Source organism: Bradyrhizobium algeriense (assembly GCF_003062295.1).
GTDB lineage: Bacteria > Pseudomonadota > Alphaproteobacteria > Rhizobiales > Xanthobacteraceae > Bradyrhizobium > Bradyrhizobium algeriense.
The window spans coordinates 340,349-354,164 of the sequence record NZ_PYCN01000004.1 but is presented as its reverse complement, the minus strand read 5'-3'; the positions used below and the strand labels follow the sequence as shown (position 1 = coordinate 354,164).

Below are 13,816 nucleotides of genomic sequence, written 5' to 3'. Positions count from 1 at the left end.
AGCAGCGAACCGATGCAGGCGTCTGCAGGCAATTTGATCGTGCCCCCGCCGTCCAGTGTCATCAGGAGAAGTAAATGGCCAAGCCCAAAGGGAAAATTGCGCTCGTTACAGGCGCTTCGTCAGGCATCGGCGAGGCCACGGCGGATCGGCTCGCGAAAGCCGGCTACAAGGTCTACGGTACCAGCAGACGGGGAGCCCAGGCTGGCAAGCGATCCTTCGAGATGCTGCCGCTCGACGTGACCAGCGATGAATCTGTGCAAGCCGCCGTCAGCGAAGTGATGCGGCGAGACGGTCGCATCGATCTGCTCGTGAACAACGCCGGCTTCGGTGTTGCCCCGGCCGGAGCGGAAGAGAGCTCGATCGATCAGGCCCGATCGATCTTTGAGACGAACTTTTTCGGACTGATCCGGATGACGCGCGCCGTCGTGCCTCACATGCGACGCCAGGGGAGTGGTCGCATCATCAACATCGGCTCCGTGCTTGGCTTTTTGCCGATGCCGTATGGCGCGCTCTATGCCGCGACCAAGCACGCGGTGGAGGGCTATTCGGAATCGCTCGACCATGAACTGCGCACGAGGGGCATCCGGGTCTCGGTCATCGAGCCCGCGTACACGAAGACGCCATTCGACGCGAACTTCATGGAGCCGGATGCCAAGCTCGATGAATATCGCGAGGCCCGTGCGGGCGTGAACAAGCGGGTGAATGAGGTGATGGCCACTGCCGAGCAGCCGGGTGTGGTTGCCGACACGGTGCTAACAGCGGCCAACGCGGCGCACCCGAAACTCCGATACGCGGCCGGCAGGCTAGCGAAGCGCCTGCGCTTTCTTCGCAGATTTGCGCCTGCTGGCCTGGTAGATGCGGGGATTCGAAAGGACCTGCGGCTTGATCTGCTAACGGCGTCGCAGCCTGCCCGTACCGCCCGAGCTTTCTGACGGTGCGCGGCCGCTGCAAGCGCCGCCTCCTGTCGTCGCACAGCGAAGACCCTTCGGATATAGAGAAACATGAAAGCACTTGTCTTCAAGCGTTATGGCAAGGCAGATCAGGTCGCGTTCGCTGATATTCCTCGGCCGGTGCCCCGGCCGGACGAAATTCTCGTTCAGGTTTACGAGGCGGGCTTAAATCCGATCGACAACATGATTCCGAAAGGAACGTTCAAGCCCATCCTCCGGAGATGCAGGCCGCTTAGAAACTGATGGTTCCAGGGATATGCGCGATCGAGATGCGCGCGCAGGGGTGGAACCGAACACAGGTTCATTGTCGGCAACCGGACATTGCATCGATCACAATGTGTCGATCGATATAAACAAATCACAATAACGCCGGGTCGATGGCCTACAGCGGCGGACCTGGGTTGGCGCGATCCAGCGATCCCTTGTTCTCGGCCGAAATACCGCGAGAAGGACCAAGCGCCGATTCCGCGATTAGCGGAGCGACGCGGCGCCTAATCCATGCCGGCGCGAGCCGGTGCAACATCTGCCACATGTGCAGGCCGGCGTCGCTGGCCGCCGACCTGCTGAGCAAACAGCAGAGGAGGCTCTCATGTCTACAGCGTTCCGCGTGGTTCTCGAAGGCACTCAGGAAGTCCCCCCGAACAACTCGACTGCAAGCGGTCTCGGCACTGTCATCTTTGACAGCACGGAAATTGCCGCGAGCTATACGTTCCGGATCGAGGGCGTCGATTACGGCCTGGTTACGGGTGGTTCGGCGCAGACGCCCGCGACCGACGACGACGTCACCTCCACGCATTTTCACAATCAAATGCGAGGAGCAAACGGGCCCGTTGTCTTCGGGCAGATCAACCCGGCACAGGACGACGATGATCTCAACATCGCCCTGAATACGGATGGCTCCTGGACGGTTAGTGGTCGATGGGAGACGACTGACCCCGCCAACGTTTCAATCGCCAACTTCGCCGACGAATTCGGTTCAGCTCCGGTGGGATCGGAAATCCCGATCTATTTCAACGTCCATACGAACGAATTTATGGGGGGCGAGATCCGGGGTCAGTTGATCGCAATCGCAGACGATAACGACAACGTTGTCGTCGGAACGCCCGGCGACGATTTTCTTCCCGGGCTCGGCGGCAATGACATCATCCGTGGCCTTGCCGGGAACGACAGACTTGAAGGCGGCGACGGCGACGACATTATCAGGGGCGGCCAGGGAGACGATGACATCAATACAGGCGCTGGCAATGACCTGGTTTTCGGCGGTCGCGGCAACGACGACGTTGGCGGCATGGCTGGAAGGGATACAGTCTTCGGCGGTGCCGGCGATGATTCCATTATCTGGAACGACCCTACGGGCGACGTCGTGTTTGGGGACGCCGGGAATGATACGCTGCGAGGCGGCGACGTTGCCGCCGATACGATCTTTGGTGGTAACGGTGACGACCTCATCCGGGCGGTCGCCAACCAGCAGTTGGCGAATCACGCGCCCGACCGCCTCTTCGGAGACCGCGGGAATGACACCATCATCGGCGGCAATGCCGCTGATACGATCGAAGGTGGCGCCGGCGACGACACCCTCGCCGGTTTCGGTGGGGCTGATCAGTTTGTCTTTCGCGAGTCTGAACGAGGCGATGATACCATTACCGACTTCGACGTAACGCAGGACGTCGTGGTGTTGGAAGGCTTTGGAGCCGACTTCGACCCGCTGGACAATCTGAGCGCGGGAGCTTCGGGTACCACCCTTGATCTCGGCGGGGGCGATCAGGTGCTGCTCGTGGGTCTCCTTCCGAACGAGTTGAACGCCTCGAATTTCCTCGTAACCGCTTGAGGTGGCGCTGGCGGGCCGGATCTACGGCCCGCCCCCGGCGGAGGGACCCGTCCGTGGGTTTTGCACATCGTGACACCCATTGCGTGCCGAACTCCTTGGGGCGCTGTCTGAGGAAATGCATCATACCTCGCCACAGCTTGTCCATGCATCCATGAGCAAGCAGCCTAGCTAAACCGCAGCGCCCGTTCGACATTCTTGCGAAAGCTCGTGCGGTCGGTCCCGTGGTGGTCGAGCGTGTTCGAAAGTCCGATCAGGCCGCTGCCAGCCGACGAGGGATCAAAGCCAAACGGCCTGATTGCAATACAGGCCGCCCTTTCGCTCTCGGCGAACGCCAGCATCTGAGAGGCCAAATCACGCAGAATGCGTTGTGCCTCGCGCGCATTTTTTAAGTCTCTATCGTATTGCCGTATCTGCTCGGATGTGACGCAGGTCTCGCGAGGTTGCGGCGCTGGGACGTTCGCTAGAGAAAGCATTTGATGGCGCACAGACCGGCGCAGGTCAAAGAAACGTCGAATAGGCCGACCAATGAGTTCGAGCGCAAACCACCCAAATGCGCCGGTGGTGGCGACCGAAACTATGATCAAGTACCACTGCATTCGCTGACCGCATCTGCTCTGTTGGCGACGATCTAAGCATACTGGAAATCGTTCTCGCCAAATAAGCAAGCGCGTAGCCCGGATGAGCGAAGCGATATCCGGGTCCTGGTTAGTGCCGATCCCCGCATATCGCTTCGCTCATGCGGGCTACTTACTGCCTTATCGGCGCAGTCGCGCCCGCTCCGAATAGATCGGCTTGAGGCCCAACTGAGACCGAGAAGGCGCCCCAACGTGGCGCGTCTCACTTCTGCTCTTGCGCCTTCATCTCTTCCGCGAACGGCCGCAACGCTTGCGACATGTCGTCGAGACGCTTTTGCCATTCGGCGCCGGGCATGAAGGCAATAACGGGGGCATCGCCAGGCGAGCTCTTGAGGTATTCCGGATCGCGCAAGCCATCGGCGATGGCAGCTTCAAGCTTTTTGGCTACCTCGTCCGAAACGGCCTTCGGTGCGGCGAAGCCGCGTTCCGCGGTCATCGTAACCGGGATGCCTGTTTCCTCCGCCGTCGAAACTTCGGGCAATGACGGAGAACGCTGCTTCGACAGGATGGCAATGGCGCGGAGTGGTCCCTTGTTGGTGCCGTGCAATTCAGGAACTTCGCTGAGGCTTACCATTCCGACCCCCAAATGGCCGCCCAAAAGATCAGTCCTTTGTGCGGCCGTTCCCCGATAGGAAATTTCGTTAGGCTCAACTTTGGTAGCGTTCGCCAACATGCGGATCGCCAAATGACCATTCGTGCCCGCACCATTGTGACCGAATGTTACCGACCCCGGCTTGCTGCGCAGCGCAGCCAGAACGTCCGCAAGCGTTGTAAACTTGCTTTCCGCAGGCACTACGATCACGCTCGGGTCGTCCACCACGCGCGCGATCAAGCGGATCTCGTCCATGCCGTACTGGGTCTTTCTCGTCATCGGGATGAAATTGTAGCCGGGCACGTTGACGACGCCGATCGAGTAAGCATCCGGCGCCGCGCGCGCAATCGCGGCAAACGCGATCTCTCCACCGGCGCCAGGCTTGTTCAGCACAACAAATTTGGCCTTTCCGCCCAATCTCTGCTCGACGACCGGCAGCAGCTTGCGTGCCATGACGTCGGTTCCGCCGCCCGGAGCAAAACCGATGACGACTTCGATTGGCTTGTCGTCCGGCCATCCCGCCCAGGCTGGTCCGCAAGCTGCGAAACCGACTACTGCTGCAACCAGCGCGACGAGCTTACGATGCATGACATTCCACCCTTTTCTTGTTGTTGGCCGGTCACCCCGCCGCCAGGACAGTGCGACCGACGATTTACGCGTACCGCCTTGTAACTGCTCGGCTCGGCGAAGAACAGCGAACAGCAAGCATAGCCGCATGAGCGACTTGTCCGCTGTAGCTCAACGAGCGTAGGCGGAAGCGGCACCCGGCTTTGGTTGGTGGCCGATCCCCTGATATCGCGGGGCCTGTCATCACTGCGCGAGCGCAATTGCGCTCGTCGCGGGCGGCCGTTCGCGCGACCCGTTGGCTCATGCAGGCTACTTGCTGAGCCTTTATCGTCGCCGACGTGGTTTGTGCTTCGGAGGGTCTGTTCCGGTAATTGCCCGATACCACGCGGCGTCTGATTGCGCTAGCGCTCTGGCCGCGGCAAGATCCGATTGCGCACGATAGAACTGACTTAGGCCGAGATAGCAATCGGTGCGCGCCGGCCCATGAGGTATCGCTTCGCAGTTCACCTGACCGCTCGCAGCGCCAGGAAGGCCCACCAGCAAACCTGCGACGACACTCGCGGTCCAACGTGTCATACCGCCTCCCAGCGCGCCCGCACGGGCATGCCATCGAGTTCAGTAAGAACTATACCGGCGCATGTTCGCGTTGCGCACACATTTGATCAGTTGCCGGTCGCAGCGCAAACATTTGCCCTGATGTCCCCAGTCACTTATCCCTGCCGCCCTGTCGGTGCACCCGCCCAAGCAATTCGCGGCTCTGTCTTCACATTGCCATTGCTGTGCTTCTGCCGGTGGGTTGAGGAGCACTCCGGTGCCTATGAGCGCAATCGCGAAAAAAAGGTGCCGTGTCATGGTCGGACCTCCTGAGAAAGGCGCGGGCCGCTCCAAATTCTAACCTCTCGCCGAGGTCAAATCCAGCAGGCGTAGCCCGGATAAGCCAACGGGTCGCGCGAAGGCGCACCGCGACGAGCGCAATGGCGCTCGCGCAGTGATGACAGGCTCCGTGATCCGGGTTGGGGTAGTGCCGATCCTCGCATGTCGCGCTTCGCTCATGCGGGCTACCTGCTGTCGTGCGCAGCTTGATCCCAAGCCAGCGAGCTCGTCAGCGCAGGTCGGCGCGCAGTTCTCGCGCCCCCGTCCCAAACGGTCACGCAGAAGCGTGCTTCGGTTAAGGGCGGAAGCTACGCAAGGCTCGCGCGAACGCGCGCGCATACCCTCTCGCTGGTTCCATTGGGACTGCCTCTATCTCCGTGATCTTACGGGGGTTTTGACGCAAACATTGAGCCCGCGCGAAACCAAAACTTAAGGCTGCCGACCCTACGTTTCGAGGATTGCAAGATCTCGGCAGTGCCCGGCCGCGCGCCCCTGCGGACCTCGGGCGGTTCAGGCGGAGATAGTCGGTGTCATATTTGATGGCGTTGCAGTGCTCCGAGAGCGTCACTCTGCGGTTCCGGCTTGCGCGGGAGCGCGCGCCGTGATTCACGCCCGCAGATTGGTCCGCAAAGCCGCCAAAGCGATCGTGCGAAATGCCCCGCTGCAAATCGCGTTGTTCTTCTTGCCGCTGGTGTGGATCGGCTACTTCGCAATCACGTCTTCGGAACGGGTGGAAGCGCTGCAACAGGCGCAGGCGCACGGAAACAGTGTCGCCCAATTATTTGAGGAAAATACCGAGCGGATATTCGAAAGGGTGGATCAGTCACTGCGGGTCGCGCGGGCGCTTTACGTTCAGAATCCGGACACCTTCAGCCTGAAATTCTGGGCCGATAAAGCCCAGATGGCCAGCGGCGACGTGGTTCAGTTCGCGCTGATCGGACGGGACGGCTATTTGTTCGATACGACGACCGGCTACTCCGGCCCGCCGATGTATCTCGGGGACCGGGAGCACTTCATCAAGGTGATGGAGATGGCCGAAGATCGGCTTTATGTCGCAAAGCCGGTGCTCGGGCGGGCATCGAACAAATGGACCATCCAGCTCGCAAGAAAGTTGTTCGACAACGACAAAAATCCGGCGGGCGTCGTTGTAGGCTCGATCAGTGTGGACCTGATTGGCAGGTTCTACGACACCGCAAAGCTTGGTGTCGGAGGAACCCTTGTTCTCAGAAATGCCGACTACATCGTGCTCGCCGCGCGGGGAATAGATCAGAGCACGGTGCTGGCACAGCGCAGTCCCGGCCACGTTGAAGGCGAGTTACGGGACAGCTCCCATAGCCAATATTGGAATTGGGGCCGGAGCGAAGGTCGCCCGAACCGGAGCAACAGATTGGTCACCGCGCGCAGATCGCACGCTTTTCCGCTGATCTTTACCGCCGGCATTTCGGAGCAGGAGATCTATTCGCGCGCTCAATCCAGGCAGAAAATCTATCTCGGCGGAGCGCTTCTGCTCACCTTCATCATCCTGGCGGCGACCGCGCTCCACTGGCGAAGACAGAAGGCTCTCTACGCCGCACAGCGCGAATTGCGCGACTCCGTGAGCAAGTTCGAGGATGCGCTGCGAAACCTGCCGCAAGGGCTGAGCATGTTCGATGGTCAGGATCGCCTGATCGCGTTCAATCGACAATGGCTCGACGCCTATGGGCTTTCGCCGGAGGATGTCCGGATCGGCATGAATTTCCGGGAAGTGTTTGCAAAGCAGAACGCTGTGCGCGATCTCGACGCCTATCTGGCTGACCTGAACGAGCGGCTCGCCAAATCGGAACAGACCTCGAACACGGTGCAGTTTCCGGACGGCCGCGTCATCTATATTTCCTATGGACGGCGCGAGAGCGGTGGCTGGGTTGCGACGCATGAAGACATCACCGAACGCAAGGCTTCCGAGGACCGGATCGAGAGGCTGGCTCACTATGACAGCCTGACCGGCCTTGCCAATCGTAACCTGTTCAAGGGGTCGCTTGACGAAGCGCTGGACAAGTATCTTCTGCAGCATGCGCCGTTCGCCGTGCTCCTGCTGGATCTCGACAGGTTCAAGTCCGTCAACGACGCACTCGGCCACCAATGCGGCGATGCGCTTCTCAAGCAGGTCGCTGGTCGGATCAAGGCGCAGGTCCGGGAGGTCGATACGGCGGCCCGGATCGGCGGTGACGAGTTTGCGCTGGTCGTGGTGCCGGGGTCGTCCGCGCTGCAGGACAGCGCCGCGACACTCGCCGCGCGGTTGGTCCAGGCAATTGCCGAACCCTATGAAATAGACGGCCACCCGGTCGTGATCGGATGCAGCATCGGCGTCGCCGTGGTGCCCGAGCATGGCACGCGCACCGATGAAATTCTTCGCAATGCCGATCTTGCGCTCTACAAGTCGAAGAATGCCGGTCGAAATTGTTTCAATCTCTACTCGCCGGAGCTCAAGGCCGAAGCCGACCAGCGCGACATCCTTGAAATCGAGCTGCGCGAGGCGATCTGGCGCGAAGAGATTGAGGTCTTCTATCAGCCTGTGTTCGAGCTCTCTACGGGCCGCGCGACGTCGGTTGAGGCCCTGGCGCGCTGGCGCCACAAGACCCGAGGCTTGATCCCTCCCGCTGAATTCATTCCGGTGGCGGAAGAGGGTGGACTGATCGGCGAGCTCGGCAATCTGGTGCTCGCCAAGGCGTGTCGCCACGCCGTGATGCTGCCTGATGATATCAAGGTTGCCGTCAACCTGTCTGCTCTGCAATTTGCGAGCGGCAATCTCGTCGATTGCGTGATGGTCGCGTTGACAGACAGCGGACTTGCCGAAACACGGCTCGAGCTCGAGATCACCGAGAGCGTCTTTCTGGCTGACAGCCAGGAAAATCTCAAGACGCTCGAACGCCTGAAGAGGCTTGGCGTTTCCATTGCGCTCGACGACTTCGGCGTCGGCTATTCGTCACTGTCCTATCTGACCGCCTTTCCGTTCAACAAGGTCAAGATTGACAAGTCCTTCATCGACAAGATCGGTCGCTCCGAGACCCTCGCGGTCCTCGGATCGATCGTCCAGCTTGCGAAGACATTGAACCTCTCGATCGTCGCTGAAGGCGTCGAGACACACGAACAGGTCGAAAAGATCCGCTCGCTCGGAATTGCCATGTGCCAGGGGTATTTCTTCAGCAAGCCCATGCCGTTCGGCGAGTTGTTGCCGCGAGTCCTTTCCGAGCAAGTCCTTTCCGAGAGCGAGCGGCAAGCCGTAGCCTAGCTTAAGCAAAGCTCGGGCGCTTGATGCCGCGAGAACGCGGACGCATACGCTCTCGCTGTTTGACAGTTGAATCCGAACAGGCCAATCGCATCGGTATCCAGAACCTGTCGCGAGCGGCGGACCTAAAATCCGAACAGGCCAAGAATCGCTCCGAAGATCGCCGCGATGGCCGCCAGCACGCCGAAGATGACGGTAGCCACCGCATCGAGCAGCATTTCGAACAGGTCCGACAGGGAGCTTGCTGCAACGATCACGACGCAGCAGCCGGCTCCGATCAATAGCGACGTGACCATGCTGAACACCATGATCCACAGCACGACAAAGACCAGCCCGCTCAAGATCACCGCCACGGCGGTGCGGCGGGCAGGGCTGCTGTTCGATGCCGGCCGGACGGCTGGCTCTGGCGAATTCATGACCGGCAATTCCCTGAAGCGATGATGCGGATTTTGTCGTCGCGGGGCCGGAAAGGGTTCAACCCTTCTTGCCAAGCACGAGATCGACCGTATGCGCGGCGATCTTCTGAAGCTGGGCCTCATCGCCGAAGGCGCGTTCGAGCACAGCCAAGCCGCGCGTCACGGTGACGATGTGTAATGCTGCGGTCTCGGGGTCTCCGTCGAACTCGCCGCGCTCGACGCCCTCGGACAAGGCGTCCTGAACCAGGCCGGTGATGCGCGCCACCAGATCCGCGAAGGTTTTGCGGGCGTTCTCGTCCAGCCCTTCACCTTCGACCGACGTCAGCTCCATCAGTCCCCGTGTGGTCGGACATCCACGGGGCGGCGAGCCGGAACGGAAGTTCTTGATCGTCAGATCGAAAAACGCGGTGAGGCGCTCGCGCAAGGTCCCCGCGCCGAGCACCTTTTGAAGAGCGCTCACATATTCGCCAGCATAGCGCTCATAGGCGCAGAGAAACAGCGCTTCCTTGCTGCCAAAGGCATTGTAGAGACTGCCGCGCTGGACGCCCGTGTCACGCGCGATGTCCGAGAGCTGTGTGCCCCGCACCCCCTTGCGCCAGAATTGATCGAAGGCGATGCGCAGGACGTCGTCGTGGTCAAACTCTCGCGGCCTCACGTTTCCCTCCGCTGTACGCCATCGGTTCAACCCAATCGCCTGATGCCGGCCAAAAAGTATTTGACATGGCGTCAAGAATCCGAATATCGTTTTTCGACAGCGTGTCAAAAACTGTTGATAGCTCATTTCGTCGATGGGGTGAACCACCCGTGCGGGAGCCGCCAGGCGCGCGTCCGCGTTACCGGCTCGAGATAAGGACCCGCGATGCCGCTCATTCACATTTCACTGCGTGCCGGAAAGCCGGAAGCCTACCGGCAGGCGATCTTCGACAGCCTTTACCGCGCGATGCGGGAGACGCTTAACGTGCCCGAAGACGACCAGTTCATGACCATCAGCGAGCATGACGCTGCGAACTTCCGCTACGGCGCGTCCTGTTTTGGAATCGCCCGAAGCGAAGACGTCGTGTACATCCAGATCACCGTGTTCAACACCCGCACGGCGGAACAGAAGAAGGCGCTGTTCCGGCGGACCGCGGAGTTGCTCGGCAAAAACCCCGGCATCCGGCCGGAGAACGTGTTCGTGAACGTTCTCGAGTCCGCGAAAGAGAATTGGTCCGTCGGCCACGGCCTCGCGCAATTCGCTTGAGGCGACACTACATTTGAATATCGGGCCTGAAGAGGGCGCGAACCGTCCATTTCATCCGCGGCTGACTTTGTCTGATGCAGAAACGGCCGTCGATAACGGGCACCTTGATAATCGAAGAAGGCTTGTTGCCGCAGCAATGCTGGAGGCTGTCCGGGAAACCCGGCTGGTAGATGTAGAAGCGCGCATAGAAGGGTTCGACGGTGACCATCAGGTCGATCGAATTCAGGCCGCGCGGAATCTTGTCGCGCAGGTCAACCAGGCGGTCGCCGGGATTGCAGGCCAAGGCGGCCGTGACCAGGAGCCAGTTCATCCTGGCAGAGTAGACCATTTCGTGCAGAGCAAAAGACCGCCCCAGGGCGGTCTCTGTGCGGTTCTGTCAGAACGCTCAGGCTACATGGATCGCAGTGTTGCAGGCTCTGGATTCCTGGTTTGACGCGTTTTCTTGACGCGAACCGGCCTCCACTTCGCTGGAAAACGCTTTAGCCGACAATCACGCCGCCAGCGCGTCCGGATTGACTTCGCCCTTGGCGATATCGGTGAGAAGGGCGTCGGCCTCTTTCTCTTCCAGGAGGCTGTCGTGCAACAGCATCTGGTCGTCACGCAGGTCGAGCTGGCCGGCAAGTGCTGCGGCGGAGCCGTATGCGGCGATCTCGTAGTGCTCGAGTTTCTGGACGGATGCGATCAGGCCCGCATCGCGAAGATCGTCTCCCTCCAGGATGCCGAGCATCTTGCGGGTTTCACCGATGAGGGCCTGCATGGCCTGATCGACATGCGCCGTCGGGTCGGCGCCATGCTTGCGAAGGATGCTGATAAGGCGTTCCTTCTGCCTCATTGTCTCCGCATGATGGTCCACCAGGGCATCCTTCAACGCCGGATGCGACGCGGCCGCCGCCATGCGCAGCAGGGCTTCCGCATGCTGGTCCTCGACACTCACCAGTTCCTGCAGTTCGGCGAGGTACATGTCCTTGAAATTGCTGATTTCCATGACGAAATCCTTATCACAGGAGTGTACCGGACTTCCCGAGGCGTCGCTGAATACCGGAAAGCAGCCGGCACGCGCCGATCGGCCTTATCGTGTTCGAGACCGACAATGTCTCTCAACGAGGCTACGACGCATCTGGTTCCCGACCAGGCGCCAGGAGGAGCATCGATGACGGAATGGTATTTTGTTTGGGTCGAAGGTCTGCGCGGCCCCATGCCGCAGAAATGGTCATCGGATGGGCTCTGGGGGCAGGTCGGGCGTCAGGATGTCATTGTCCGTTTCGCGCTGAGCGATGCGGAGGCGCATCTGCCGCTCGACGAACTGGCGAGGCTGCATCCCATTCCTGACGGGAGGTAGTCGGGCCACGGTTGGCGGCCGCCACAAGATTTTCACACTTGTTTTTTGTCTGGAACATTTGGCTTTGTTCGGAACATTGCGAATTTGATTTCGTTGCCGGGTTGAACGGGCGCCAGGAGGCACCACTGTTCCGAACTCAATTCGCCCTGCGGCGGATTTGAAAGCGAACTTGCGAACCAGCGCGCGGTGCTGGTGGGGACGAGCGATCAGGATCCGACACTCTTGACGCTTGATCCTCCGCAAGGAGCAGCCGCGTGTGGTCTTGGCCGTTGCGCGGTCCTCAACCAACCAACCAGAAACCAACCAAAGCTAGTCAAGGAGTCGTGCATGAAATTGAACTCGGCACAGGTGGAACGCGCTCTCATGCAATTCGAAGCCCAGGCGCTCCCGGATGATCATCCGGTGGTTCCGCAACTGGCCAGCATGTTTGGCGATCACACCTTCTTCATCGACAGCGGCGGGCTCAACGTCCTGGAACCGACCGAGGCTTCCCAGCCGGAAGCGCCCGTCGGCATGATCGTAAACCTTGCCTATTGGAGCGATGAGACGTTGACGAAACTGTCGCCGCACGAGCCCGAGCCCACCGGCGTTATCGTCAGCCTCGAATCCAGACACTGACGCCTGCAGGAGCGATCATTTCGCGGCGGGTCCGGTCACGACGTATCGGGTCGGACCTGCTGCGATCTGCAGGTCCGCCTGTGCTGCGTCGGCGTCGGTCAGGTTTCGAAATGAACCCCGATCCGCTTCTCTTTCCGCCAGACGACGCGGCACGGCAGATGGCGTTGGTCGGCTTCGACCACCAGCGTGAAGCGTTCGGGAATACCGACGGGGGAGATCACCTCGAGCGCGGCGCCGGTTTCGGAAAGATTGCGGATCGTGCAATCGAAAGCAGCGCCGCCGCCAAACGAAATCTTGCCCGCCTTCAACAGCCGCCGCCGTGGTGCTATTCTGTGCTCGTCCACCACCTGGACCTCCGCTTGAACAGGGTAGTTTTCGGCCTCCGAGGTTACTATCCCGTTACCGTACATACCAGTGCTGATGCAACGAAAGGTGGTAGGCCGCCAGAGGGCCATTCTGTCAGCTCATCGGGCCTGGCCATCCGTTCGTGCCCGCCGTCCCTCGATTGGATAGGCCGGGTCGTTGAACCCCGGCGTCGAGGGATGGCCGCTCACCACCAGGCGGTCGATCAGCGCCTCGTCCTCGGCCGTGAAGCGATAGTCGAGCGCCTTCAGGTAATCGTCCCATTGTTCCTCGGTGCGGGGACCTGCGATGACAGCCGAGACGAACGATGAATTCAGCACCCATGAAACCGCGAACTGTCCGGCGGTGATGCCGCGGGCCTCGGCATGCCGCTTGATCTCCTGGGCGAGCTGCAGCGATTCCGGTCGCCATTCGGTCTGCATCATGCGCTTGTCGGCGCGCCCCGCACGGGTGTCCTTGTCGGGCGCAGCATCCGGTCTGTACTTGCCGGTCAGCACGCCGCGCGCCAGCGGGCTATAGGGCACGATGCCGAGGCCGTAATAGCCGCAGGCCGGAAAATGCTCGACCTCCGGCATGCGGTTCATGGCGTTGTAATAGGGCTGGCTGACGATCGGGCGGTCGATGCCGTTGTTGTCGCAGATGTTGCAGATCTCGGCGACGCGCCAGGCACGGTAGTTCGACACGCCGAAATAGCGGATCTTGCCTTGGCGCATCAGGTCGCCGATGGCGCGCACCGTCTCCTCCAGCGGCGTCGCGTGGTCCTCCTTGTGCAAATAGTAGATGTCGATGAAATCAGTGCCGAGCCGTTTCAGGCTTTCTTCCGCCGCCTGCAGCACCCAGCGCCGCGACAGCCCGCCGCGATTGGGATCGTCGCCGATCTGGTTGGCGAGCTTTGTCGCCAGAATCCAGTTGTGCCTGTTGTTGGAGATGGCGCGGCCGACCACCTGCTCGGACTGGCCGCCATTATAGGCGTCGGCAGAATCGATGAAGTTGATGCCGGCCTCGCGCGCCTTTGCGACGATGCGCGACGACGTCGCCTCGTCGGTGGGGCCGCCGAACATCATGGTGCCCAGACAGATCGGCGAAATCTTCAGGCCGCTGCGGCCAAGCTGGCGGTATTGCATCGGTGG

At 60.7% G+C, this 13,816-nt stretch carries 15 protein-coding genes; 7 read left to right on the top strand and 8 right to left on the bottom strand.

Features of this window, described 5'->3' with window-relative positions; genetic code table 11:
• Positions 1-74: 74 nt before the first annotated feature.
• The 3 genes from C7G61_RS12670 (at position 75) to C7G61_RS12655 (ending at position 2,778) form a co-directional block, all read left to right on the top strand.
• Entirely contained in the window at positions 75-932 is an 858-nt protein-coding gene (locus tag C7G61_RS12670) for an oxidoreductase (RefSeq protein WP_108514411.1), read from the top strand.
• Positions 933-1,001: 69 nt separating this feature from the next.
• Positions 1,002-1,193, top strand: coding sequence for a hypothetical protein (locus C7G61_RS12665; protein WP_244608268.1), 192 nt, complete (start codon positions 1,002-1,004; stop codon positions 1,191-1,193).
• 346 nt (positions 1,194-1,539) lie between these two features.
• Complete coding sequence (locus C7G61_RS12655; RefSeq protein WP_108514409.1) at positions 1,540-2,778, top strand: CHRD domain-containing protein; 1,239 nt, start codon at positions 1,540-1,542, stop codon at positions 2,776-2,778.
• A gap of 164 nt (positions 2,779-2,942) precedes the next feature.
• On the opposite strand, the gene C7G61_RS12650 is transcribed toward C7G61_RS12655, so the two are convergent.
• Positions 2,943-3,362, bottom strand: coding sequence for a hypothetical protein (locus C7G61_RS12650; protein WP_145963602.1), 420 nt, complete (start codon positions 3,360-3,362; stop codon positions 2,943-2,945).
• Between the two features lie 253 nt (positions 3,363-3,615).
• The gene (locus tag C7G61_RS12645; protein WP_190241780.1) at positions 3,616-4,593 is read right to left on the bottom strand and encodes a tripartite tricarboxylate transporter substrate binding protein; all 978 of its coding nucleotides are present in this window, start codon (positions 4,591-4,593) and stop codon (positions 3,616-3,618) included.
• Between the two features lie 1,453 nt (positions 4,594-6,046).
• Between C7G61_RS12645 and C7G61_RS12640 the strand changes: the two genes are divergently transcribed.
• Positions 6,047-8,713, top strand: a complete 2,667-nt coding sequence (locus C7G61_RS12640; protein ID WP_145963601.1) for a bifunctional diguanylate cyclase/phosphodiesterase — start codon at positions 6,047-6,049, stop codon at positions 8,711-8,713.
• A 122-nt stretch (positions 8,714-8,835) separates the two neighbouring features.
• On the opposite strand, the gene C7G61_RS12635 is transcribed toward C7G61_RS12640, so the two are convergent.
• Together C7G61_RS12635 and C7G61_RS12630 are read right to left on the bottom strand one after the other, a co-directional pair.
• A complete protein-coding gene (locus C7G61_RS12635) occupies positions 8,836-9,126 on the bottom strand; it encodes a hypothetical protein (protein WP_108514405.1) in 291 nt (96 codons plus the stop codon).
• A gap of 58 nt (positions 9,127-9,184) precedes the next feature.
• On the bottom strand, positions 9,185-9,781 hold the full coding sequence (locus C7G61_RS12630) for a TetR/AcrR family transcriptional regulator (protein ID WP_108514404.1): 597 nt from the start codon (positions 9,779-9,781) through the stop codon (positions 9,185-9,187).
• Between the two features lie 204 nt (positions 9,782-9,985).
• On the opposite strand from C7G61_RS12630, the gene C7G61_RS12625 reads away from it, so the two are divergent.
• Entirely contained in the window at positions 9,986-10,366 is a 381-nt protein-coding gene (locus C7G61_RS12625) for a tautomerase family protein (RefSeq protein WP_108514403.1), read from the top strand.
• Between the two features lie 7 nt (positions 10,367-10,373).
• Here C7G61_RS12625 and C7G61_RS12620 read toward each other — a convergent pair whose 3' ends face one another.
• Both C7G61_RS12620 and C7G61_RS12615 read right to left on the bottom strand, forming a co-directional pair.
• Positions 10,374-10,676, bottom strand: coding sequence for a hypothetical protein (locus C7G61_RS12620; RefSeq protein WP_108514402.1), 303 nt, complete (start codon positions 10,674-10,676; stop codon positions 10,374-10,376).
• 180 nt (positions 10,677-10,856) lie between these two features.
• A complete protein-coding gene (locus C7G61_RS12615; protein ID WP_108514401.1) occupies positions 10,857-11,351 on the bottom strand; it encodes a YciE/YciF ferroxidase family protein in 495 nt (164 codons plus the stop codon).
• Between the two features lie 105 nt (positions 11,352-11,456).
• Here C7G61_RS12615 and C7G61_RS12610 point away from each other — a divergent pair, with 105 nt between their 5' ends.
• Both C7G61_RS12610 and C7G61_RS12605 read left to right on the top strand, forming a co-directional pair.
• The gene (locus tag C7G61_RS12610; RefSeq protein WP_108514400.1) at positions 11,457-11,705 is read left to right on the top strand and encodes a hypothetical protein; all 249 of its coding nucleotides are present in this window, start codon (positions 11,457-11,459) and stop codon (positions 11,703-11,705) included.
• Positions 11,706-12,032: 327 nt separating this feature from the next.
• A complete protein-coding gene (locus C7G61_RS12605; RefSeq protein WP_108514399.1) occupies positions 12,033-12,323 on the top strand; it encodes a hypothetical protein in 291 nt (96 codons plus the stop codon).
• Between the two features lie 98 nt (positions 12,324-12,421).
• Here the strand turns inward: C7G61_RS12605 and C7G61_RS12600 are convergent, their stop codons facing one another.
• Positions 12,422-12,667, bottom strand: coding sequence for a PilZ domain-containing protein (locus C7G61_RS12600; RefSeq protein WP_108514497.1), 246 nt, complete (start codon positions 12,665-12,667; stop codon positions 12,422-12,424).
• 120 nt (positions 12,668-12,787) lie between these two features.
• On the bottom strand, positions 12,788-13,810 hold the full coding sequence (locus C7G61_RS12595; RefSeq protein WP_108514398.1) for an aldo/keto reductase: 1,023 nt from the start codon (positions 13,808-13,810) through the stop codon (positions 12,788-12,790).
• Between the last annotated feature and the right edge of the window lie 6 nt (positions 13,811-13,816).

Bases quoted from the DNA above. Each gene is read 5' to 3' on its own strand.
- C7G61_RS12670 (WP_108514411.1), top strand. From the start codon at position 75: ATGGCCAAGCCCAAAGGGAAAATTGCGCTCGTTACAGGCGCTTCGTCA.
- C7G61_RS12665 (WP_244608268.1), top strand. From the start codon at position 1,002: ATGAAAGCACTTGTCTTCAAGCGTTATGGCAAGGCAGATCAGGTCGCG.
- C7G61_RS12655 (WP_108514409.1), top strand. From the start codon at position 1,540: ATGTCTACAGCGTTCCGCGTGGTTCTCGAAGGCACTCAGGAAGTCCCC.
- C7G61_RS12645 (WP_190241780.1), bottom strand. From the start codon at position 4,593: ATGCATCGTAAGCTCGTCGCGCTGGTTGCAGCAGTAGTCGGTTTCGCA.
- C7G61_RS12635 (WP_108514405.1), bottom strand. From the start codon at position 9,126: ATGAATTCGCCAGAGCCAGCCGTCCGGCCGGCATCGAACAGCAGCCCT.
- C7G61_RS12625 (WP_108514403.1), top strand. From the start codon at position 9,986: ATGCCGCTCATTCACATTTCACTGCGTGCCGGAAAGCCGGAAGCCTAC.
- C7G61_RS12620 (WP_108514402.1), bottom strand. From the start codon at position 10,676: ATGAACTGGCTCCTGGTCACGGCCGCCTTGGCCTGCAATCCCGGCGAC.
- C7G61_RS12615 (WP_108514401.1), bottom strand. From the start codon at position 11,351: ATGGAAATCAGCAATTTCAAGGACATGTACCTCGCCGAACTGCAGGAA.
- C7G61_RS12610 (WP_108514400.1), top strand. From the start codon at position 11,457: ATGTCTCTCAACGAGGCTACGACGCATCTGGTTCCCGACCAGGCGCCA.
- C7G61_RS12605 (WP_108514399.1), top strand. From the start codon at position 12,033: ATGAAATTGAACTCGGCACAGGTGGAACGCGCTCTCATGCAATTCGAA.
- C7G61_RS12595 (WP_108514398.1), bottom strand. From the start codon at position 13,810: ATGCAATACCGCCAGCTTGGCCGCAGCGGCCTGAAGATTTCGCCGATC.